Raw genomic sequence first — 21,048 nt, forward strand, 5'->3', positions numbered from 1 at the left:
TTTTGTTTTTTATATTGAATTTTTTAAATGAATCATTACCATTAAGTAAGGTCAAACTCTTGGCCACAACGGACAAAACCCGCAAAACCATGCGCTTTAGCATCCGGTAACTCTCCATCATTGTAATGATATAACCAGAGCTTTGCTTTAATCTTTGGATCCAACGTATCTAACTGATTGAAATGAGCGTGTACCCCACTGGGAGCTTCCATAGTTTCGCAATCGTGAAAAATAAGTGTTGCATCCCGATAATATTTTTCAAAACGCTCTGGAGTAAAGCGTGCATCAGTAGTAATGAAGAATTTTTTTCCTTTAAAACCAACGGCCAAACCATAGCTTGGCATCAGCTTCTTATTGGAATAAATATGAATGGTTTGCACTAAATTCAGTTTCAATCCCTCCCAATTAAACACTTGCTCATCCTTGATTAAATGCACCACAAAATAATCACTTAAAATTGCCTCTCTATCATCAAGTGTTTTTAATCCTCCACTTAAGCTGTGCTCCCATAATCGATGAACTAAATCTTTATGAATGATTAGCTCAGGTGATCCAGTAGAAGAAGCAAACTTACGTTGAAAAGCAAACCATTCGATCCCCCCTATGTGATCGGCATGTAAATGGCTAATGTAAACTGCATCAATATCTTGAGGAAGGTATCCGGCTTTAGTTAATGAAAAACGAATATCCGTACCACAATCTATCAATAGTTTCTTACCACTATCCGTTAGAAGTAGCATATTTGACTGAAAGTTTCCGAAATCCGTTCCGATACCACTACCCGCTCCTAAAAATAACAATTTCATGAATTAATCCCTGAACTAAGTGAAGGATCAAGTCTGTGAGCTTGTCCTAAAAATTCCCTAATAAACAGATATCTTCTTCATTAAAGAATAGCATTTAAAATTAGTTATTAGAAATAGCTCAAGTATTATAAATGAGCTATTCTCAATGTAAGTGGACAGGCCAAACGAGTTAAACGTGCTAGGAAAACTCCATCTTAAAAATACGCGTCTGCTGTACTATTTTTTCTTCTTTCTAGCAATCACGCTTGGGAGCCTTATCGTTTGTTTGTTTTTATTAAAACACATTGCGGTACAAGAAATCATCGATGGAAATGAGCGATATCAATTGTATTCGTTAGCGAATCAACTTCGCCAGAGCTCCGATGATTTAACTGAGATGGCACGTCTTTATGTAATCACAGGCGAAAAAAAGTACTTTGATCACTATAATGAAGTCCTGGGGATAATCAATGGAACCTCTCCTCGCCCTTTAAATTATGACGAATTATATTGGGATTTGGTCATTGGAGATAAACGCCCCCAACCTTATGGCCCAGCAAAATCATTAGCTGCAATGATGTTGGAACATCGTTTTACTTTAAAAGAATTCTCCTTGCTGACTGAAGCTGAGAATCAAAGCAAAAAACTTGCAGAAACCGAAATTAAAGCAATGAATCTGATTGAAGGAAAATATCAGGATAAGTCAGGAAATTACACGATTATTGGGAAACCAAATCGCCAGTTAGCCCAACAAATGGTTTTTGGCGATGATTATTTGCAAGCAAAATTAAAAGTGATGAAGCCCTTACAAGAGTTCTTCACGCTGGTAAATACCCGGACATTCTTAATCAATGAACAAATTGATCAGGAAATGTCAAAAATTATCGCCTTAGCACTTGGACTCTCACTTCTGTCAACCTTCCTTATGCTCTTTTTTATCATTCATGCATTAAAAACATTATCCAAAGTAAATGAGGAAAATGATCTTTTATTATTGAATATTTTGCCAGAGTCAATTGCCTCTCGCTTGAAAATGGGAGAAGAGGATATTGCTGATGAATATTCCCAAGCAAGTGTTATGTTTGCAGATATTATTAATTTTACGCAGTTAACTGATCAATTAGGTGCCAAAAAAACAGTAAATGTTTTAAATTTATTGTTTGCTGAACTCGACAAACTTACCGAAAAATATCATATAGAAAAAGTTAAAACCATTGGCGATAACTATATGGCTGTATCAGGTGTTCCTGAACAAACAACACGCCATGCAATCAACATTGCAAATTATGCTTTAGCTATTCTGGAAAAAATGCAGGCATTTAATCAAGAAAATCAGATGCAACTCCAACTTCGCATTGGAATTACCTATGGTACTGTCATTGCGGGGATAATTGGTCATAAAAAATTTGTTTATGACATATGGGGGAATGTAGTTAACTTAGCCAGCCGACTGGAAGAAACTTCTCTCCCCAATAAAATCCAAATCTCTGAAAAAATGGCTTTTATGCTCCAAGATGAATTCATTGTTGAACCACGAGGAACTTTGGAAATGAAAGGCATAGGTGATGTAACGACCTATTTTCTTCTGGGAAAAAAAGAAAAATAAAACTACAGATGTTTTATTCGCCTTTATGGCATCGAGGACATATCCCATAAATATTTAATGCATGATCGGTCATCTGAAAATGTGCGCGCTCAGCTATTGTTTTTTGTCTTTGTTCAATAATTTCATCAACAAATTCTTCAACACAACCACATTTGATGCAAACCAGGTGATCATGATGAGCCCCCTGACTCAATTCAAATACTGAGTGTCCCCCTTCAAAATTATGACGTGTAACTAATCCTGCTGTCTCAAATTGTGTTAATACACGATAAACTGTTGCGAGGCCCACATCTTCCCCTGTTTCTAATAATGCCTTGTAAACACCTTCCGCACTTAAATGATGATTGGGCGATTGCTCCAAGATTTGCAATACTTTTAAACGCGGTAAAGTAATTTTCAGTCCAGCATTCTTAAGCTGCTTACTTTCTTCCATTAATGCTCCAGGTGTCTTTCAGTAAATGACGTGTTATTATGGCGAAATTTTTCACGATAGGCAAAAAAATGAGAATAATAATTTTTCTACTTGGAATCGTATTTACTTTAACTCTTACCCAATGTTCCTCTTTTGATCTATCTCGACGAGTAGTTCAGCAAGGGAATTTATTACCACAATCAAAAATTGACCGGCTCAAAATAGGAATGAGTAAGAATGATGTTGCTATATTAATGGGCACCAGTTTGTTAAGTCCCACCTTTAATAACGATCGCTGGGACTATGCATACACCTGGCGCAGAGGTCATGGATATATGACGATGTCAACAGTGAGTTTGTATTTTCACAACGATAGACTAACTCATGTGGAACGAAGCAAACTAAAACCAGGTGTAGCATCGCTCAATCATCCAAACATTAATCAAGAATAACCAGAACTTGTGTGTTCTGTTTTAAATAAAGGCTGAGGATTTATGCCCTCAGCCCGGCTTCTATCTCTTACCCACATCTCTGCCTACAGGCAACAAATGACATTCTACCAGGTTAAATTTTGAGGATCTCTTAGGAATAAGCCGTGGGACATCGGTAGCTATGTGTATCGACTTAGAGGGCTTACACACGGCGGCGAATACTTGTTGCCTTTTGACGTCGTTTTTCTTTTGGATCTAAAACCAAAGGCCTATATATTTCTACTCTATCACCTTCTTGAAGCACGTGTTCCAAAGAAACTTGTTTTGCATAAATTCCAACGACCATATTTCGCGTTTCCGGATGAGTATTATATATTCCTGATGCATTTAGAGCATCAAAAACTGTTGCTCCTTGTTTGAGATCTAAAACCATATGTACTGTACTCCTATCTACAGCCACATATACCAGCTCAATCTTCACCATAAATTGTCCTGGCTCTCTCACAAAAGGAATCGACCATTTTATCCGTTACTTGCTCAAATACAGGGCCAAGCAACATGGAAAACATACGCCCGGCAAATTCAAACTCTAAATCAAACGAGACTTTGCATCCCTCGTCCACTTCATCGAAACGCCAAAAACCCTCTAAATGACTGAATGGACCATCAACAAGACGAATTTCGATCATTTTATTAATTTGTAATCGATTACGTGTAGTAAAGGACTTACTCATGCCTGCTGCACCAATAATTAAAGTGGCCTGCACTTCATCTTCATCACGATGATGTACTAAGCTTTCTGTACAATAAGGTAGAAATTCCGCATAACGCTCTACTTCATTCACCAACGAAAACATTTGCTCACATGTATAATTGACCGTACGTGACTTTTTCACTATGGGCATTATGCTTCTCCCCGAATTTTATGTCTAAACCAAAGACTGAGCTCTTTAATTTCCTCAAAACAAATTGAATGTTCCATAGGATATTTATAATAAGAAATATGTTCATATCCTTTTTTCAATAGCCAATCTTTACTTGATTCAGTCCACTGAGGTAAAACCAGGGGATCAAATTGCCCGGCCCCCATAAAAAAAGGTGTACTCTTATCCAGATTTGGCCTGCTATGCGCAGCTAAAGGTAAATAAGCAGACAAGGCAACAACTCCCCCCAAGCGAGCTGGTGTATGAAGAGCCGTATGTAATGCCATAGCTCCCCCTTGTGAAAATCCTGCCAGGAAAATCTGATTGTAGGCAAAACCATCGTTTAATTGTTCATCGATAACTTTACGAATCAGCAACTCTGATTGTTCAATTCCTTCTTTATCTTCTCTATCAATTAATCTGACACCGACAATATCATACCAAGCAGGCATGACCATCCCGCCATTTAATGTTACTGGCCGTTGGGGGGCATTAATAAATACGTGGCGTATCTCTACATCCGCAATCGTTAACTGATCGACTAAACCCATCATATCGGAAGCATCAGCCCCTAATCCATGCATCCAAATAACACATGCTTGTGCTTGAGCCTGTGACTCATTTATAAATACATTCAAAACAAATCCCCTCACAGACAAAAAAGAGAAATTATCGCTAATGCATCAACACAGTGCAAGTTATATACTCTCGATATTTTATAGAAATTTTATTGACTTAAAAACAAACAATTTGATATATTTGCAATCACAAATACCAGCCCTTCTATTCCATTTTTACTCAATATGAATTATAGTTCGCTAGTGTGAATCAATAAGCGGCAAAAGATGTTTAATAAAGAAGAACCATTTACCCTTACGATGCTGGGGACCGATACAGTATATACTCCCACTCTAAAAAGCAAGAAGAAACCTAAACCCTTAAAAAAAGGGGATACAGTTCAGGAATATTATCCTAAGGGAGAAACTCTAAGTATTGTTTCGACATTGATTAAAACAGAAGAGAACCCTCTGATTAATCACAAACAACTTGCTCCTTTTCAATCTGCAGAAGTCGCTGTGGTTAATGGGCCCAAAACAGACGGAAGCGATGTGGGCGAAAAAATTGGAATTGGCCTTGGTATTGCTTTAAATGCTCTTGTCCGCGGGCAAACTAAGCTTAATGATATTGCACACAGCAGAGGCGGCGTTGAATCCATTCTGATCGCTCATGAACTCGATGCGATAAAGAAAGCCATTAATTCTTGTGAAAATTTCGAACAACTAATCAAGGAATTAACGCAACAACAAGCGGCCAGGAAAAGTGGCAAACCATTTAACAATACTACTGACATCATTAAACCTTTATTAACCCAACTACCTAAAGACAAACAAGACCAAGAGCGATGGTTTAATGCACTAAAAACCAATATTGCTGATGCATCAATGAATCTTTTTATCATTGATCCAGTTCCTGGAGACTGTTGGCCAGTAACTTGGTATGACGAAAGATTTTTTACTCTTCCATCTTTTGTTAAACATGCTGAATTTGTCTATTACGAAAATGAACGCTCTGATTGGGGCTTTACTCCAATCTATGTTGAGGCTTCAAATGCAGAACAAACAATAGTTCGACATACCCTGCCCGGGCATCACGGTACAGGCTCTGCTGGAACTAATGCATCACAACAAAACGTTGTCGTTTCTCCTGATAAAACCAAAGCGACGCACGTTCAAAAATTAATGGTTTTTAAATTACTTAATTTTTTAACATCGCACGGAGTTGCATTTAAAGACGCACGAGAAATTTTCCATGAGTCTACCGGTTTAGGTAAAAAATATCTCTCATTCCTGAAAGAAATGGACATTAGCGAGGGTATCGATGTAGCAAAACTTGATTTCCCAACTATATTTCGCAAGCTCTATGACAAAATTTATGAAAATAGAGCTGCATATGAAGCGTTTAATGCGACGCATTATACATTTATGGGCGTAGCCCCCCAAAGAAAAATGCTGCGCACTGGTCATAAATACGGTCTTTTAACAGAAGTTTTTCCTAAAAATATCGGATATGTTAATGAAGAGCACAGTAAATTAATGAAAGAGTATTTCTTCAAAATACTCCAAGTTGATTCCCATGAAGAGCATAGTTTGGCTGCATTGATTAAATCAGCACAAAATGTATTATCCAAAAACATTAGAAAAATATCTAATCTTTCAGCTTCCCTTACTGAGCACTCAATTGCAGCAACAGCAATACTTGACAGTGAAAGTGCACGCCAAGATGTTTTAAGTTCTTTTGGCGCATTAATACAAAGAGTAAACCAACAATATCTAAGCGATGATTGGAGTGCAAATGACAAACAAAAAGAAAAAGAAGAGCTTTTTGCAGCAATCACCAACATATTTCAAGAATTTAATGAATTATTAAAAATTGAAAATCCAACCATACAAGAATTTGTAAAAAACCTGATTGATTTAAGTTTAAAAGGAGTTACTCAGACTGTTGGGCAACAACATGCGAACCTTAAAGAAGAATTGAATCGTTTGCAAACATCAACTGATACCAATTTAAAATACTTTTTTAATTCCTTATTAACTCAGATTAATAAAGATGAAAGCTATTCAGGTGCAGAAATTAATCCGGAAATTATTAGGATTTTCGAAAGCCAGGAATTTGCTCGATTAGCGGATTACCCAGTAAGTATAAAAATAGCTTACATCTGCCGACAACTGGGCGAAAAACTTCCTAAAAACGAAACTGAAGAAAGCTTAATTGAGCAACTTACAGCTCGATTTGAAGATCATTATGGTAGCTCTTTTGATGAATTTGAAAAATTGTTTCATCAGATCGGAGTCTTTATTAATGACACCGCAGCGCTAGGTCGATTCTTTGTAACCGAGGAAACTATTTTCAATAAGCATGAGTTGTCCCTTCGAAAAGAAGCTGAAACATTAATCGATATCGCTGCACAAAAATTTTATCGAGACAGACCCAAAGCCTTGCCTGCTCCTGCAGAAAAAGGCACGTTCCAAGAGTTAGTTGAACGTCATGCCATCAATAAATACGATGTCGTTGATAGACTAAAACAAGAAAAAGTTGCTTTAGAACAGGAAAGACAGCAATTAGCTGCTCGCATCGAAAAGATGCAGCAGGAACAAATAGCGAAAAAAGAAGAGCAAGAAAAAACAATCGAAAAGATGCGGGAACAAATAGCAGAAAAAGAAGAGCAAGAAAGAAAAACGAATGCATCATTAAAAGCCGAACGAAGTAAAACAAGCGAATACCAGGCCGCACTGAATAATAATAATGAAGCCAAGTATTTATTGCTCATTAATAACAAACTGATTCCCTTAACAAATGAATATTTAGCATTACTTAAATCTCAATTATCCAATAGGCCTAAAGAATTAGAACAGGATGATGAAATAAAAAAAGAAGATGATAAAATAAATATCAAAATCAAAAAAGCAACCGAACTGCTTGATGTTTTGCAAAATCAAAAAAAATTTCCTCACCCTGAAATGCGCTTGCGCGTATTTTACAAAAAATTGGGCCGTGCTGAAGCGGAACTCAAAAAACATCGTGATGCTGACTGGGAGCGATATTTTCAAAATGCCTTAATCGCCGTAGGAATTCTTGCAAGCCTCGGCCTAGGATTAATTGCGCTCGCAGTTTATACCCATGTAGGCTATTCATCGACAAAATCGATGCTCTTCTGGCAATCTTCTGGAGAGAATGTGGTCTCTACAATGAATAAGTATAGAAAAGGGCTTGATCTATCAATTGATGATATTGATGATGATGAAGTGCTCATAGATGACTTATCAATATAGTTGCAGTATGTAAGCATCGGAACCCAGAAAATCTAGACAATTTGGCCTGTTTCTATTTCGCTAGCTTGAGTCAAAATGGCTAGATGTTCAAGTACTGAAGCGCAGCATACATGGAGTATGTGCGCATCAGGACGAATAAAATCTGGACAGATTGGCCAAAATAGTAGAAATGCAAACAGACCTACTTGAATTTTTACTTAAATAAATGGATAGTTACCCTTCTAACAGTTAATGACTTTTTTCCAATGAGACGAATTTACTTTTTATTTATGATTTGCATCCCCATATTCTTATTGGGTTGTGGGCAAAAAGGGCCTCTTTATTTGCCAGAATCAACAAAAAATGCCACAAATAGTAAGTAACGAGTGACGTGCGGGGCAAAAATTATGAAAATTAAATTTACCAAAATGCATGGCTTAGGCAATGATTTCATAGTGATTGATGGAGTCCATCAGAAAATCAATCTAAGTCCCCAACAAATCGCCAATATAGCTCAGCGCAATACCGGTGTTGGTTTTGATCAATGTTTACTTATTGAATCCAGCCAGCAAGATGGTATCGATTTTAACTATCGAATTTTTAATGCGGATGGTCAGGAGGTTGGTCAATGTGGTAATGGAGCACGTTGTCTTGCTTTATTTGCAAAATACTATGGTTTAACTGACAAAAATCACTTAACTGTGGCCACATCAACCACGAAGATGAATTTACATATCAATTCAGACTCAAGTGTCAGCGTCGATATGGGTATTCCACAATTAGCCCCATCAGCTATCCCTCTCAGAGCAAATCAACAAGCTGCCGAATATTCTTTGGAACTTCCGCATAATCAAAGAATAAGTTTACATGCACTCAGTATGGGTAATCCACATGCAGTATTATTGGTAGAAAATACAGAAGCAGCACCAGTCCATACTCTTGGGAAACAAATCAGCCTGCATCCAGACTTTCCTGAACAGGCAAATGTTGGATTTATGCAAATTGTAAATCCGACGCATATTAAATTACGAGTGTATGAACGCGGCTGTGGGGAAACACAAGCATGTGGAAGTGGTGCTGTCGCAGCAGCCGCTGTTGGACGTTTGTACCATCAACTGGACAAACAAATCAAAGTGACGTTACCTGGCGGTGATTTGTTTATTAACTGGCCAACATTTAATGAACCAATAATTCTGACTGGGCCAGCCGTTTTTGTTTACGAAGGTATCCTGTTCTAAAAAGCAGATGTTAGGGCGAGTTCTGTTGATATATCTTTCATGCAATGTCCCCTTTTATGCAAAATTAACACAAGTATTGAATTTTATTTACAAAGAGTTATCCTGAAAGAACGCCTCACACTCGCATCGTTCCAAAATTTATATAAAATTTCTTTCGAAACTCGCCGCAGCAAGCAAAGTGCGAAGAGAAAGAGAAGTGCAGAATCGGAGTGTACACGAGTTACATGAGGATTCGAGCACCGCATCGACGACGCAATTTGTCACTACAGGAAGTTTTTGGGGGAAGTCTATTTTGGAAACTGGTGCTTGGCTAAAAGGAGAGTGCCATGACAGGAAGCAAAATACAAAGTTTTGATTTATTCAAAGCAGCTATGGGAAACCCAGAGTATTTAACGGAAATCAATAAAGATATAGGGAGCCAAGCCCAATTTTTAGCAACTCTTGAAGAAGGAAATTTGACGTTCTCCAATATTCTTGAATCCATTCAAATAGTCAAAAATCCAAAAGTAAAATCTCTCTTGATTATTCACTTATTAAGCCAAAAAGAATTCTTATCTTCTTTAAAAGGGGATTCCTTGTTAAATAGGTTGGTTATTCCAGATCTCCACATCCCTTCACGTCTTAATTCTCTGATTCATCAACTAGACATAAAAATGCTTTCTACTCAATTGATTGGCAAATTAGAACCTGAAGCAGCGGTCAGTATTCTTTGCTCCGTGCCTCATTTTCATCAGTTAACCATGCCCCAAATAGAAGCATTAATCGAGCGATACCCCCTCTATGAAAGACACAAGGTTCTAACTTATTGGATTACTCATTTTGTTTCCATGCCTAATGCCCATTACATCTTGGCTCATTTAATGAACATTGCCGGGCACAATATCATTGATGAATTGAGTAAAATGGAACCTAATCAGAAAGAAATAGTCATTCTCAATATTATTGAGCATTTAGGATTATTTAATAATATACCGATTAAATTCCTGGATCATGCAAATAAAGAATCTCATTTGATTTTGGCGATGCGCTTTTATCTTAATGGACATTATAATAAAGCCTATGCAAGCTATATTAATCAATTATCTAAAAGATTATTAGATAAAAACCATTCTTTTTCACTCGAAGCAATCGAGTTACTTTTTTTCCTGAACGATAAACTGGCATTTAGAGAGTTAGCAAAAAGAACAGCTCATTTAACGAATCGCTATTTAAGAAATAATGCGCTAAAAGGAAATGTTGCATTATTTTATCAAAATAATCGCATTAACATTCAAAGAATGCTGCAAAATGTTCATTTAAATCCACTCTTTTTTAGTGGACACCGACCACCAGCTGATTCGGATGAAAACCCCTTTATAGAGGGTTTAATCAAACATGACAAGTTGATTAATTGTTTTGAGTATTTTTTAATACACTATAAAGGCAATTCTGAATCAATTGGGAAACTGCTTAATGACTATATGGAGTTTTATCAGCACTCAGAAAATCATACCATTCGAGCCAAAGCAATACACCATATTGGTTTCATGCTAGGACGTCCCGAATTAGATGGAACAGTAAAAGAAGCAATATTTACTGCTTTTTTAAACCACCCTGATTTTTTTGATGAGCAAGTTAGTTATCAATTATTTTTATTTGATGCAAAAAGGATTATTCGTTATTTTGGCCTACGTGGTGGAAAAGAAAATTATCAAAGAGTTATTGATTTGTGTACTTTGGCCCTAAAAAATCTGAACTCTGAAAAAAATCAAGAAATTATTCTCGTTGCACGAAAAGCGCTTTCGGAAGCGCAACATGAGTTACGTTTTACTAAAGAACAAGGATTTTTTTCTGGATTGATTAAATGGTTCAAACGATGTTGGACTTACGGATGGACTGGTTTTTTTAAACCTAACTCACCTGATTATGTCGTTCCAGAATCATTGGGGCTTAAGGAAAAAAATAAAAAACCATCCAAAGATCGGATAAAAAAATCCATCTCAACTCAGGAGGAAGAAAAAGAGCTTCCGGATTTATTAAACGACATCACTCTTCCGTTAACACAAGAAAAATTTGAAGACATTATTAAGGCATTAGAGAGTTACTCATTACAAACAATACCTAAAGAGGAGCTGAGCACAAGACAAAAACTTCACCGTCTATATCATTATGTAATGGAACGTAAAGAAGAAAATGAGGGGCTTTATCGATGGTTAAAAGACAATCAAAATCCATTTATTATAAATCAATTTCGTCTATTAGAGTTGATGTTAAAAGAAAGACCTCTCAGTGATGTAGATTCATTACTTGCACAGGTCAATGAAGATTCAGACCACTTGCAATATGTTTCCAACGAATTTGATTGTCTACTGCCAGAACTGGTAATCCAATCCAGTACTAAACCTTTAAAAAGTTCAGAAAACACTGACTTTGTAGCAAGCGCAACTAAAGTGCTTTCCGAATATACTTGTGAAGCTGCTGGATATGCACAAAGTGCATTGCATTGGGCGGAAGGCTTTTTTGCGAAAATGAAGAATCCTGCCAAAGAAGAAGAGCCTTTTGAAGTGGAACATATTGATTCTTTTAAAAAAACAATCAGTGGCAAAGGAGTTACTTCGTAATAGCTCAAGTCTCCCATGTGAATGTTTACTCGAACGGTTGGATTTGAGCACAGGTTGTGAGAAATTTTTTCTAAGCAAGCGCAGCATACATCAGTATGTGAGCATTGATTAGGGAAATTTTCTCGCCAGATGCGCCAAATACGGCCGTTCCCTGGTTGGGATTGAGCACTTACGTTACTTCGACTTAAGTTTCCAACGCTTATGCATCCAGTTCCATTGCTCAGGATGAGCTAAAATAATGCGTTCTAAAGCTTGGTTATAAGCTAACGTATTATAATATAGTGATTCTTGAGCACTTCCATAATCTGTCCAAGGGATTGGATCATAAAATTCTAAGACATGTTTTCCATTAGGCAATCTATAGCCCGCTGCAGGAATTACTGGGACTCCAGTATAGCGAGATAAAGTCGCTAAGCTACGATAGGTTCCTGCCTTTACTCCAAAAAACTCTACAGCAATACCGTCTCGATTAACCAAAGAAGCATGTTGATCAAGAACAAAAATGACCGCATGATTTTGTTCCAAAGCAGCACAAACCTTATCTAGAGAATTCTTTTTAGGAATAACGTTTAAACCTACTTGGTAGTATTGCTTAAATAAGCTCCGCTCAATAAATTTGATTGATAGAGTACGACGTATAAAATGAAACTGCCCTTGAAACTCTTTAAAATTTAAAACACCACCTATTGGCGCCACTTCCCAATTGCCAAAATGTCCAGTAAGAACCAAAACACCTTTTTGTTGCGCTACAACTGCTAACATATTCTCATGGCCACGAACCTCGACTTGTTTACGTAATTTATCTTCAGACATGAAACGCAATTGAATTGCTTCTTTAAAGGATTTAAGTAAATGAGAGTAATAAGATACAGCAAGCCGCTTTTTTTGTGCGTCATTTAATTGATCACCATAAACGCGATCAATATTTGCCATAATGACTTGCCGCTTATAGGGTAAAAATTTATATACGAATCGCCCCAGCAAGCTTATAGGCAACTCATTAATTTTTCGTTCTAATTCAGTCACAAGCTTTGATCACCAAACAAGCATTCATACTGGCAAACCCACGATTAATCGTCAATGCATAAGGCCCTCTTTTGAGAGACTGATGTTCTGCACTTACAGATAAACCTTTACAGCTGGAGGCAATATTTTGCAAATTAGCGATACCAGGTACACACTTAGATGAAAGCGCATAAGTTGTCATTACCGCGTCAATCAGACCAGAAGCGCATATAGTATGTCCCATAGACCATTTGAATGCGGTTACTGGAATTTCCTTTTGCGCAAAAACATTTTGTATTGCCTGAGATTCGCTATAATCCGATTTGCTATTACCATTACCGTGAGCAACAATAAAACCTAAATTATCAGCGTTTAGTTGAACAAGATCCAAAGTACGTTGCATCAACTCTGCCAATTGTTGTCCGCTTGCATCCAGAGAAAATAACCCTTCTGTTTCCGTGGTAGATAATCCACCAATAATTTCTCCATAACACGTTGCGGAGCGTGCTCGCATACTTGCTTCACTTTCCAATATCAAAGCAGCAGCACCTTCAGCTAAAATTGTGCCATCATGCGCCTCATCAAAAGGTTTTAAATGTTGATGACTTAATACACCTAATTGCTCATAGTAAAACAAGGCTTGGGGTTCAGCTATATCATAGGCAACAACCACGGCCCGCTCTGCCTGACCACTGCTAATGGCATGATATGCTTCCAATAAAGCCTGCGTACCACCCACTGCATGGTTCGTTACATTATGATTAGGACCTTTAAATTCATAGGTGATTCCTGTATATGCAAGAACATTATTAGGTAATATTCGCAATAACCACATTGGATGAACTGTTTCGAATAGCTGCCCAGCAAATTGCTGCATATCACCTTGAGTTTTTGCTAACAAAGGCAAAAAATCATACTGTTGAAAATATTTATTTCCAGGAGACCCCACAAAAATAGCGGTTTGCTCATTAAACGAATTAGGATCATCAAGAGTATCGCGATAAGCAATCATTTGACTGTGTTCGATTGCTTGTACCGCAGCATTAATTCCCATCACATCCTGGCGTGAAATAACCTTCAGCAACTTACGATCCGGTAACATTTTTGCAGGATTAAAATCTTTTAACTCTCCAGCCAATCCATGAGGCCAACCGGATAAATCCCAGTGGGTCATTTTAGCAATTCCGTTTTTTCCAGAAAGAATCGCATCCCAAGTAGCATCCGCAGTAGCGCCTGATGCAGTTAGGGCGCTGCGCCCAGTAATGAATACTCTATTGCTCTGACTCATAGTCCTGCTCCTTCAAATTCAGGATGCTTAAATAACAAGCAACTATTTGAGCCACCAAATCCAAAAGAATTGGATAAAACCACACCTAAAGAACGTTCACGCGGCCCATCAACTACATAATCCAAATCACATTCTGGGTCTGGGGTCGTTAAATTAGCAGTCTTGGGTATCTGTGCCTGCTCTATAGATTTAACGGATAATACAGCCTCCAGCGCCCCTGCCGCAGCAATCAAATGTCCAGTCTGACTTTTAGTCGAACTTACAGGTAGGTTTGCGATATATTCCCCAAAAACTGCTTTAATCGCATTCGTTTCACTTAAGTCATTCATCTTGGTCGAGGTACCATGGGCATTAATATAATCCACATCAGAAGCCCGTACTCCTGCATCATGGAGAGCGCGTTCGATTGCTTGAATGGCTCCATCCCCATTTGGATGTGAATCAGTAATTCGATAAGAACTTAAGGAATTTCCCTCACCGGCTAACTCAGCATAAATACGAGCACCGCGAGCTTTTGCTTTACTCCATTCTTCCAAAATTAAAAAGGCAGCACCTTCCCCCAAGACAAAACCATTACGCGTTGCATCAAAAGGTCGGCTCGCTGTTTCCGGTGTACTATTATAAGAAGATAAGGCGCCTAATAAGCAAAAACTGGATAACCCCAAAGGATTAATCATCGAATCAAATCCGCCAGCCAACATAAAATCAGCTTCGCCTCGACGAATGACTTGCATCGCCAACCCTAAAGCTTGCCCTCCTGAAGCACACGCTGTATGCACCGAGGAAGCATAACCTCTAATTCCGAATTGTTGAATCAATAAAGATAACCCTGAGTTTGGCGTTGTTTTACCAAAATCAGATAATCTGTAAAATTCTCGCGTGTTCGCAAGTAATCGCCCCCAATCCGCTTCACCATCTTGAGCACAAGTTTGTTGAAATCGGGACAGATAGTCAAATTCAGCAGTCATCATACCGCTACCTGTAACTACGCCCCATTGTGCTGCCGTTTGCTCTGTAGGCAATATACCTGCATCATCAAATGCTTGTTGCGCTGCCTCAAGAGCATATCGTGTAAAAGGTACAGAAAAGCGACTACGTTTTGTGGTTAATTTGGGATCGAGTGTAAAATGTTTCACCTCAGCCGCAATATAAGCGGGAAAAGCACTGGCGTCAAACTGCTTGATTTCAGCAATTCCCGAACGCCCCTCCAATAAATTGGACCATGTGGACTGCACATCAAGTCCTAAAGGAGAAACAGCTCCCAAACCTGTAATAGCCACTCGTCTTTTTTTCACTTTATTTACCTCTGGGAATTAAGTACTACATCTACAACACAAACACGCTTGCCTGCAACCTCACTACGATAAGCCAGGATCAACTCATCTTCTGTTTGTTTTTTGACAGTCACAAAACATTCAAGAATATCACCCGGATAAACGAATTCATTCATTTTTATTTTGCGCAATTCGCTTACTTTATAGTGTATTGAATATCCTGCACGTCGAATAAATTCATAGGTCAAATTTAACTTGCACTCCAATAATACTGTCAGAGGTAATACGGGTTTCTTAGGAAAATGATCTGCAAAATAAGGGGCTGCTCGTGATATTCTTTTTTCAGCGATTAAACTAACCCCTGGTTGACTGAAGCGAACTCTATCAAAAGTCATGGGCACTACAGGCAATTCCAAACTCATAATCAGATCGTCATTCAATAATGGTGCACTTTCCTTGCTAATAACTGACCAATCCCCAGGACGATTAATTTCAGAAAATTGCTGCCTTACTTCATCTAAATCAATAAAATCAGCCATTGGTAGTAAAGGGCCCAAAGCCCCTTCAATACGAAAAACAAGCTCATTACCCACTTTAGCTTCGCTATGGTATTGCATTACCGAATCATCTAAGTGTTTAATAAATGACTCAAGCAATAAAGTCTCGCCTACATAAGCCCGTCGGTGCATAGAAGCACTGGCGACAATACCAGCAACAGGCCTGCGGGTAAATCCTTGCAGCTCCATTACATTCCAAGCGGCCAATTGTCCTAGTGTTTCTCCAATTAAAGAAGGAATAAAACAGGGCCGTCCCTGTTCATCAACTGTGAGGAATGCATCATTTGAAGTAACATGTTTGACTCCCCGGATCATCTGTCCAGGAGATGACTCTACTATACGATCAACAAATAAGAATCTCATCAGTATTTATTATGCCCTATTAACTTGCTTTTAAAGTCACACCAGAATTAAGCCTCAGCTCCAGCGGTTTGTTGTTCCTTAGTTGCAGCGACAACTAACTTACAAAACGTTTCAATGGTAAATAACATGGGTATTTCATTGACTTTCATATTTGACTTGAATTGCTCTGCAGGAACTTCACTTAAATAATTTTGCAATGCAATCAAACCTTGTTCGGTGATGATACCACCTTTCTCGAATTCATCTTCTGCCAAATCACCACGTGCATTTTTTTCCAATTGACCACGAGGAATTTTAATTTTGAATTCTTTTTCCAATTGGAAAACCAAATCAAGAAAATCAATAGATTCAGCGCCGAGATCTGCTATTAATCGACTGTTAAGAGATATTTCTTCTACATCAATTACTAGCACATCAGCAACAATTTCTCTAACTTTAGGATAAACGTCTGCTACATTCATATTTTGTCCTCAGAGATCAGCTAATTTACAAAGCCCGAAATTATACCATAGATTTTTTTAAAGACACAAAATTAAACGTGGCGAGGTATTAACCAACCTGACTATACCCTGCATCAACAAATAAAGTATGTCCATTAATCATGGACGCTTCGGGTAAGCATAAGAGATAAATGGCATTAGCAACATCTTGTGTTGTTAGTGGTCTATCAGCCAGTGAGCGGGCTTGGTACTCATCAAGTAACTGTTCCCTATTAGGGAAATGCTTTAATGCATCAGTATCAACTACCCCAGCAGAAACAGCATTCACTGTAATGCCATCAACAGCCAACTCAAGACTCAAAGAACGAACTAAAGCTTCAAGTGCTGCTTTAGATGCACCAATAAATGCATAATTTGGAATTGCCCGAGATGCACCAAGACTAGATAAGGCGATAATACGGCTACCCTTGGGCATCAGTGAATGTCCTTCTGTGGCCAAATGATTTAATGCCAAAGCATTGGTTTCCAGACACCAGCGCCAATGCTTAGTTGACATCTTTAGTGCCGGTTTTAAAACACCACTAGCGGCATTACTAATTAAAAAATCAAGGCGATTAAAATGTTCATGGAATTGTGCAAACATTTCTTTTACAGACTGATGATCTGCTACATTAGCTTGCAAAGCAATTGCTTTACGGCCCATAGCATGGAGTTCTTCAATCAAAGCTTGGGCTTCATCAGAACTGTTGTAATAAACTATGGCAATATCACTTCCTGCCTGGGCTAACTTTAATGCAGTCGCCTTACCGATGCCTTTTGCACCGCCAGTAATTAATCCAACTTTACCCGCAAAAACCAAACTCATGGAATATTCCTCATCAACTTCATTTATCTAAGAATAAAAAATGCAACTGTTATAAAGCCCGCTTAAGAAATCATAACTCCTGTTACATTTAACATGTAGCCTGGGTGAAGCGAAGCGGAACCCGGGTATAGGGAAAAAATTCCCGGGTTCCGCTTCGCTTCACCCAGGCTACTATTTCAAAGATACCAAGTGCTTGTAAATCGGCACCGTGGACAAACAGTTACAAAAGCTACATTTTCATTTTTATTCATCGATAAAGCAATGATTAGATCATTAAATTTTTAAATATCTTGTTTCTAGAGAGCTAACTTTGTACTATCGCCACACGATTAAGATAAATATATATTAATGAATGAAGCATTCTTGGTTTAAAACTGTGTTTCCTATCGCTGCGATTTTTTCCTTTCGCATGCTCGGTTTGTTTTTACTCATACCTGTATTTAGCATTTATGCAGAAAATTTGCAGGGTGCCTCTCCTGCTTTGGTGGGTCTTGCTCTAGGAATTTATGGTCTTGCGCAAGGTCTTCTCCAAATGCCCTTTGGCATGCTTTCCGATAAAATAGGAAGAAAACCCATGATTACTGTGGGTCTAATCCTTTTTGCTTTTGGTAGTTTGCTGGGTGCCATTACTGATTCTATTTATGGGATGATTCTTGCCAGAACCTTGCAAGGCACAGGTGCAATTGGTAGCGTTTTAATCGCTTTACTTTCTGATTTAACACCTGACGAACAACGTACCAAAGCAATGGCGGTCATTGGTATGACCATAGGCACATCATTTAGCTTGGCCATGGTAATTAGCCCAGCCATTACCCATCATTTTGGTCTCTCTGGTATTTTTTGCCTAACTACTTTATTAGCGATTATAGGGATAGGATTGCTGCATTTAGTAATTCCTAAACCTGTAAATGAACGCATTCACATTGATAGTGAAACAAATCCCGCTTTATTGAAACAAGTTATTTCCAATCTACAACTACAACGCCTTAATATGGGCATTTTTTGTCAGCATTTTATTCTTACAGCAACATTTTTTGCCATCCCCTACATCTTGAGAAAACAGGTGGAGCAAGGCCATTTATCACAACAATGGCATTTTTATCTGCCCCTTATGCTTATTTCATTTATACTCATGATCCCATTTATTGTGATTGCCGAAAAGAAAAAGCGCATGAAAAGTGTTTTTATTTTATCCGTACTCACAATGGTAATAGCACAATTATTATTAGCCTATACTTTTCAAAATTGGCTTAGTCTATGCTTTCTTATGTTAATTTATTTTATTGCTTTTAATATTCTCGAAGCCGCATTACCCTCTTTGGTATCCAGACAGGCAAATCCTAACAGTAAAGGAACTGCCATGGGCGTTTATTCAACCAGTCAATTTTTAGGGCTTTTTATTGGTGGAACAATATCAGGTGTTTTGTATCAATGGAGTGGCAGCAAGGGAATTTTTATTACGAATACTGTCTTAAGTGCTTTATGGCTACTTGTTTCTTTTTCCATGAAATCAAACGCTTCTATCGCAACACTTATTTTGCCTTGTTCCTGGACTGGAAAAAAAATAAATCTCATCAATGAATTGTTACATGTGAAAGGAGTGATTGAAGTAGCATTCGCAGAAGATGAGCGGGTAATTTATTTACGTGTGAACAGAGAGCACTATCTTGAAGGCAGTGCTGAAAAAATAATTCATAGCGGAAATCGCTAATCAATGGAGTGTTTAAATGAAAATTTCTTTGAAGCATCAAACTACAGAACACAGTAATGCTGCATCCTGTAAAGTGACAGAGTATCATCTTAATGATCCAATGATTGATTGCGCTATAGCAAAAATATCAGGCCGATATCCTGAGACACGACGAGTAATAAATTTAGAATGTAATGAATTAGCTTATGTATTCCAGGGTGAAGGTAAAGTCGTTGTCAATCATACAGAATATAAATTATCTGCTGGTGATGCAGTATTAATTGAAGCAGGAGAAAAATATTACTGGGAAGGAACTATGCAATTGTTTATTTCTTGTCGTCCAGCATGGAATATGGGGCAACACCAATTAGTTGATTAAATTCTACATACTACTCGTAGCCTGGGCGAAGCCTAGGCTACTCAAGTTGATACTGTTTGCAATGCACCATTAAGCTACTGACGGACCAGGCGCAAATTTTTACCAGAAAATGAGCTCTTCTCTGTAGATCGGTATGGGTTAATATCCAAACCGCCTCGTCTTGTATAGCGTCCATATACAGTCAGTTTTTCAGGCTTGCAATAGTTCATAATATCAACAAAAATGCGCTCAATACATTGTTCGTGAAACTCATTATGATTTCGATATGAAACAAGGTATTTCAATAAACCTTCTCGATTAATTTTTTTCCCTTTATAGGTGATGTGTACGCTTCCCCAATCAGGCTGGTTTGTAACCAGACAATTTGATTTCAATAAATTGGAAAATAAGGTTTCCTCCACAATTTCATCGCTTACAGTGAGAAATGAAGGCTCAACAAGATAAACAGAACATTCTATATCAAGATTATCAAGTAACTCCCCTATTAAAGGCTGTTGTATAGCAAACTGACTGGTCGCATCCAGAAGGTGAACATGCACCCAAACTTCAGCACCAACTCGTTCTTGTAAGTCTTTTTTAATTGTATTTTCTAATTCACGAACACTTTGAATTCGAGTATTGTTGAATGAATTAAAATAAAGTTTTAATGATTTTGACTCAATCAAGTTAGGTGAACTGCAGTCATAAAACAATTCAGCAATTGCAACCATTGGTTTGCCTTTAGCATTAAGCCAGGAAACCTCATAGTGATTCCAGCAATCAAATCCATAAAAAGGCAATTGAACTGGATCAACCCCAATTTCCTGCCGCTTTCCTGCTCTCGGAATAGGATATAATCGATCTGGATTATACATTTCATCATATGCAGATTTTTTACCTAATTCGGATTGTTCCGCTTCGGATTGATATTTTTGCAATACTTGATCATTCATTGTATTTAACTCCAATATTTCTATAATTTTTGCAGTACTTTTCCAATTCACCGGTTGATTCATTTCCATTTGACTGGAAATATAAGTGAGCAATGATGCCGCTTCATTAATTCGCGCCGCTTTCTCGGTTAATTCACATGCTTGTATGCCAATAGACGTCATTACATCGAAATGCGGATTTTCCATAATTTTTTTAATCGTCGATAAAGAAAAACCTAAAAACTTTAAGGTGATAATTTGTTGTAATCGTATTAAATCCGTTTCAGAATAAAGACGATAACCGCTCATTGAGCGCTTTGTTGGTTTTAATAAGCCAATTTCATCGTAATATTGTAATGACCTTATAGTTAATGAGGTCATTTGGCTAATTTCTTTAATTTGGTAATATTTCATTCAACTTTCCCCTGAAAGTTGATTCTAAACTATCACGTAACGTGAGAGTCAATAG

The 21,048-nt window shown here is 37.8% G+C and carries 20 protein-coding genes and 1 pseudogene; 8 read left to right on the top strand and 13 right to left on the bottom strand.

Annotated features, from left to right (window positions below):
- Positions 1 to 41 precede the first annotated feature (41 nt).
- A complete protein-coding gene (locus DY223_RS14045) occupies positions 42 to 806 on the bottom strand; it encodes an MBL fold metallo-hydrolase (RefSeq protein WP_058458768.1) in 765 nt (254 codons plus the stop codon).
- Positions 807 to 957: 151 nt separating this feature from the next.
- Here DY223_RS14045 and DY223_RS14050 point away from each other — a divergent pair, with 151 nt between their 5' ends.
- Positions 958 to 2,391 carry an adenylate/guanylate cyclase domain-containing protein gene (locus tag DY223_RS14050; RefSeq protein ID WP_259293206.1) on the top strand — a complete coding sequence of 478 codons (1,434 nt, stop codon included), beginning with the start codon at positions 958 to 960 and terminating at the stop codon, positions 2,389 to 2,391.
- A gap of 13 nt (positions 2,392 to 2,404) precedes the next feature.
- Here the strand turns inward: DY223_RS14050 and fur are convergent, their stop codons facing one another.
- Positions 2,405 to 2,824, bottom strand: coding sequence for a ferric iron uptake transcriptional regulator (fur, locus tag DY223_RS14055; protein ID WP_058458769.1), 420 nt, complete (start codon positions 2,822 to 2,824; stop codon positions 2,405 to 2,407).
- A 38-nt stretch (positions 2,825 to 2,862) separates the two neighbouring features.
- Between fur and DY223_RS14060 the strand changes: the two genes are divergently transcribed.
- On the top strand, positions 2,863 to 3,255 hold the full coding sequence (locus tag DY223_RS14060; protein ID WP_058458770.1) for an outer membrane protein assembly factor BamE: 393 nt from the start codon (positions 2,863 to 2,865) through the stop codon (positions 3,253 to 3,255).
- A 181-nt stretch (positions 3,256 to 3,436) separates the two neighbouring features.
- Here the strand turns inward: DY223_RS14060 and DY223_RS14065 are convergent, their stop codons facing one another.
- From DY223_RS14065 to DY223_RS14075, 3 genes are read right to left on the bottom strand one after another with little or no spacing between them, the layout of a single operon-like run.
- Complete coding sequence (locus DY223_RS14065; RefSeq protein ID WP_058458771.1) at positions 3,437 to 3,718, bottom strand: RnfH family protein; 282 nt, start codon at positions 3,716 to 3,718, stop codon at positions 3,437 to 3,439.
- Positions 3,705 to 4,139 carry a type II toxin-antitoxin system RatA family toxin gene (locus DY223_RS14070; RefSeq protein ID WP_058458772.1) on the bottom strand — a complete coding sequence of 145 codons (435 nt, stop codon included), beginning with the start codon at positions 4,137 to 4,139 and terminating at the stop codon, positions 3,705 to 3,707. The genes DY223_RS14065 and DY223_RS14070 overlap by 14 nt, the downstream gene beginning before the upstream one ends.
- The gene (locus tag DY223_RS14075) at positions 4,139 to 4,795 is read right to left on the bottom strand and encodes an alpha/beta hydrolase (protein WP_082642412.1); all 657 of its coding nucleotides are present in this window, start codon (positions 4,793 to 4,795) and stop codon (positions 4,139 to 4,141) included. The genes DY223_RS14070 and DY223_RS14075 overlap by 1 nt, the downstream gene beginning before the upstream one ends.
- Before the next feature lie 207 nt (positions 4,796 to 5,002).
- Between DY223_RS14075 and DY223_RS14080 the strand changes: the two genes are divergently transcribed.
- The 4 genes from DY223_RS14080 to DY223_RS14095 all read left to right on the top strand — a co-directional run bounded on the left by DY223_RS14080 (position 5,003) and on the right by DY223_RS14095 (position 11,807).
- A complete protein-coding gene (locus tag DY223_RS14080) occupies positions 5,003 to 7,990 on the top strand; it encodes a hypothetical protein (RefSeq protein WP_058458773.1) in 2,988 nt (995 codons plus the stop codon).
- 245 nt (positions 7,991 to 8,235) lie between these two features.
- Positions 8,236 to 8,352, top strand: a complete 117-nt coding sequence (lptM, locus tag DY223_RS14085) for an LPS translocon maturation chaperone LptM (RefSeq protein WP_082642413.1) — start codon at positions 8,236 to 8,238, stop codon at positions 8,350 to 8,352.
- Between the two features lie 24 nt (positions 8,353 to 8,376).
- Entirely contained in the window at positions 8,377 to 9,207 is an 831-nt protein-coding gene (gene dapF / locus DY223_RS14090) for a diaminopimelate epimerase (RefSeq protein WP_058458774.1), read from the top strand.
- A 326-nt stretch (positions 9,208 to 9,533) separates the two neighbouring features.
- Positions 9,534 to 11,807 carry a hypothetical protein gene (locus DY223_RS14095; protein WP_058458775.1) on the top strand — a complete coding sequence of 758 codons (2,274 nt, stop codon included), beginning with the start codon at positions 9,534 to 9,536 and terminating at the stop codon, positions 11,805 to 11,807.
- Positions 11,808 to 11,981: 174 nt separating this feature from the next.
- Here DY223_RS14095 and DY223_RS14100 read toward each other — a convergent pair whose 3' ends face one another.
- The 6 genes from DY223_RS14100 to fabL form a co-directional block, all read right to left on the bottom strand.
- The gene (locus tag DY223_RS14100; protein WP_058458776.1) at positions 11,982 to 12,833 is read right to left on the bottom strand and encodes a lysophospholipid acyltransferase family protein; all 852 of its coding nucleotides are present in this window, start codon (positions 12,831 to 12,833) and stop codon (positions 11,982 to 11,984) included.
- Positions 12,826 to 14,100, bottom strand: coding sequence for a beta-ketoacyl-[acyl-carrier-protein] synthase family protein (locus DY223_RS14105; protein ID WP_058458777.1), 1,275 nt, complete (start codon positions 14,098 to 14,100; stop codon positions 12,826 to 12,828). The genes DY223_RS14100 and DY223_RS14105 overlap by 8 nt, the downstream gene beginning before the upstream one ends.
- Positions 14,097 to 15,395: a beta-ketoacyl-[acyl-carrier-protein] synthase family protein gene (locus DY223_RS14110; RefSeq protein WP_058458778.1), complete on the bottom strand. Its 1,299-nt coding sequence runs from the start codon at positions 15,393 to 15,395 to the stop codon at positions 14,097 to 14,099. The genes DY223_RS14105 and DY223_RS14110 overlap by 4 nt, the downstream gene beginning before the upstream one ends.
- Before the next feature lie 5 nt (positions 15,396 to 15,400).
- Positions 15,401 to 16,294, bottom strand: coding sequence for an ApeI family dehydratase (locus DY223_RS14115; protein WP_115684330.1), 894 nt, complete (start codon positions 16,292 to 16,294; stop codon positions 15,401 to 15,403).
- 47 nt (positions 16,295 to 16,341) lie between these two features.
- Positions 16,342 to 16,755 carry an acyl carrier protein gene (locus DY223_RS14120; protein WP_058458779.1) on the bottom strand — a complete coding sequence of 138 codons (414 nt, stop codon included), beginning with the start codon at positions 16,753 to 16,755 and terminating at the stop codon, positions 16,342 to 16,344.
- A gap of 88 nt (positions 16,756 to 16,843) precedes the next feature.
- Complete coding sequence (fabL, locus tag DY223_RS14125) at positions 16,844 to 17,599, bottom strand: enoyl-[acyl-carrier-protein] reductase FabL (protein WP_058458780.1); 756 nt, start codon at positions 17,597 to 17,599, stop codon at positions 16,844 to 16,846.
- A 352-nt stretch (positions 17,600 to 17,951) separates the two neighbouring features.
- Here fabL and DY223_RS14130 point away from each other — a divergent pair, with 352 nt between their 5' ends.
- On the top strand, positions 17,952 to 19,310 hold the full coding sequence (locus DY223_RS14130) for an MFS transporter (RefSeq protein WP_058458781.1): 1,359 nt from the start codon (positions 17,952 to 17,954) through the stop codon (positions 19,308 to 19,310).
- A 16-nt stretch (positions 19,311 to 19,326) separates the two neighbouring features.
- Positions 19,327 to 19,668 (top strand): cupin domain-containing protein, encoded by a 342-nt coding sequence (locus DY223_RS14135; protein ID WP_058458782.1) that lies wholly within the window; start codon positions 19,327 to 19,329, stop codon positions 19,666 to 19,668.
- A 74-nt stretch (positions 19,669 to 19,742) separates the two neighbouring features.
- Here DY223_RS14135 and queF read toward each other — a convergent pair whose 3' ends face one another.
- Together queF and DY223_RS19720 are read right to left on the bottom strand one after the other, a co-directional pair.
- Positions 19,743 to 20,600, bottom strand: a complete 858-nt coding sequence (queF, locus tag DY223_RS14140) for an NADPH-dependent 7-cyano-7-deazaguanine reductase QueF (protein ID WP_058458817.1) — start codon at positions 20,598 to 20,600, stop codon at positions 19,743 to 19,745.
- A 240-nt stretch (positions 20,601 to 20,840) separates the two neighbouring features.
- Positions 20,841 to 20,993: pseudogene (locus tag DY223_RS19720) on the bottom strand (MerR family DNA-binding transcriptional regulator); the annotation flags it as partial.
- Between the last annotated feature and the right edge of the window lie 55 nt (positions 20,994 to 21,048).

The organism is Legionella bozemanae, from assembly GCF_900450575.1.
GTDB classification, from domain to species: Bacteria; Pseudomonadota; Gammaproteobacteria; order Legionellales; family Legionellaceae; genus Legionella; species Legionella bozemanae.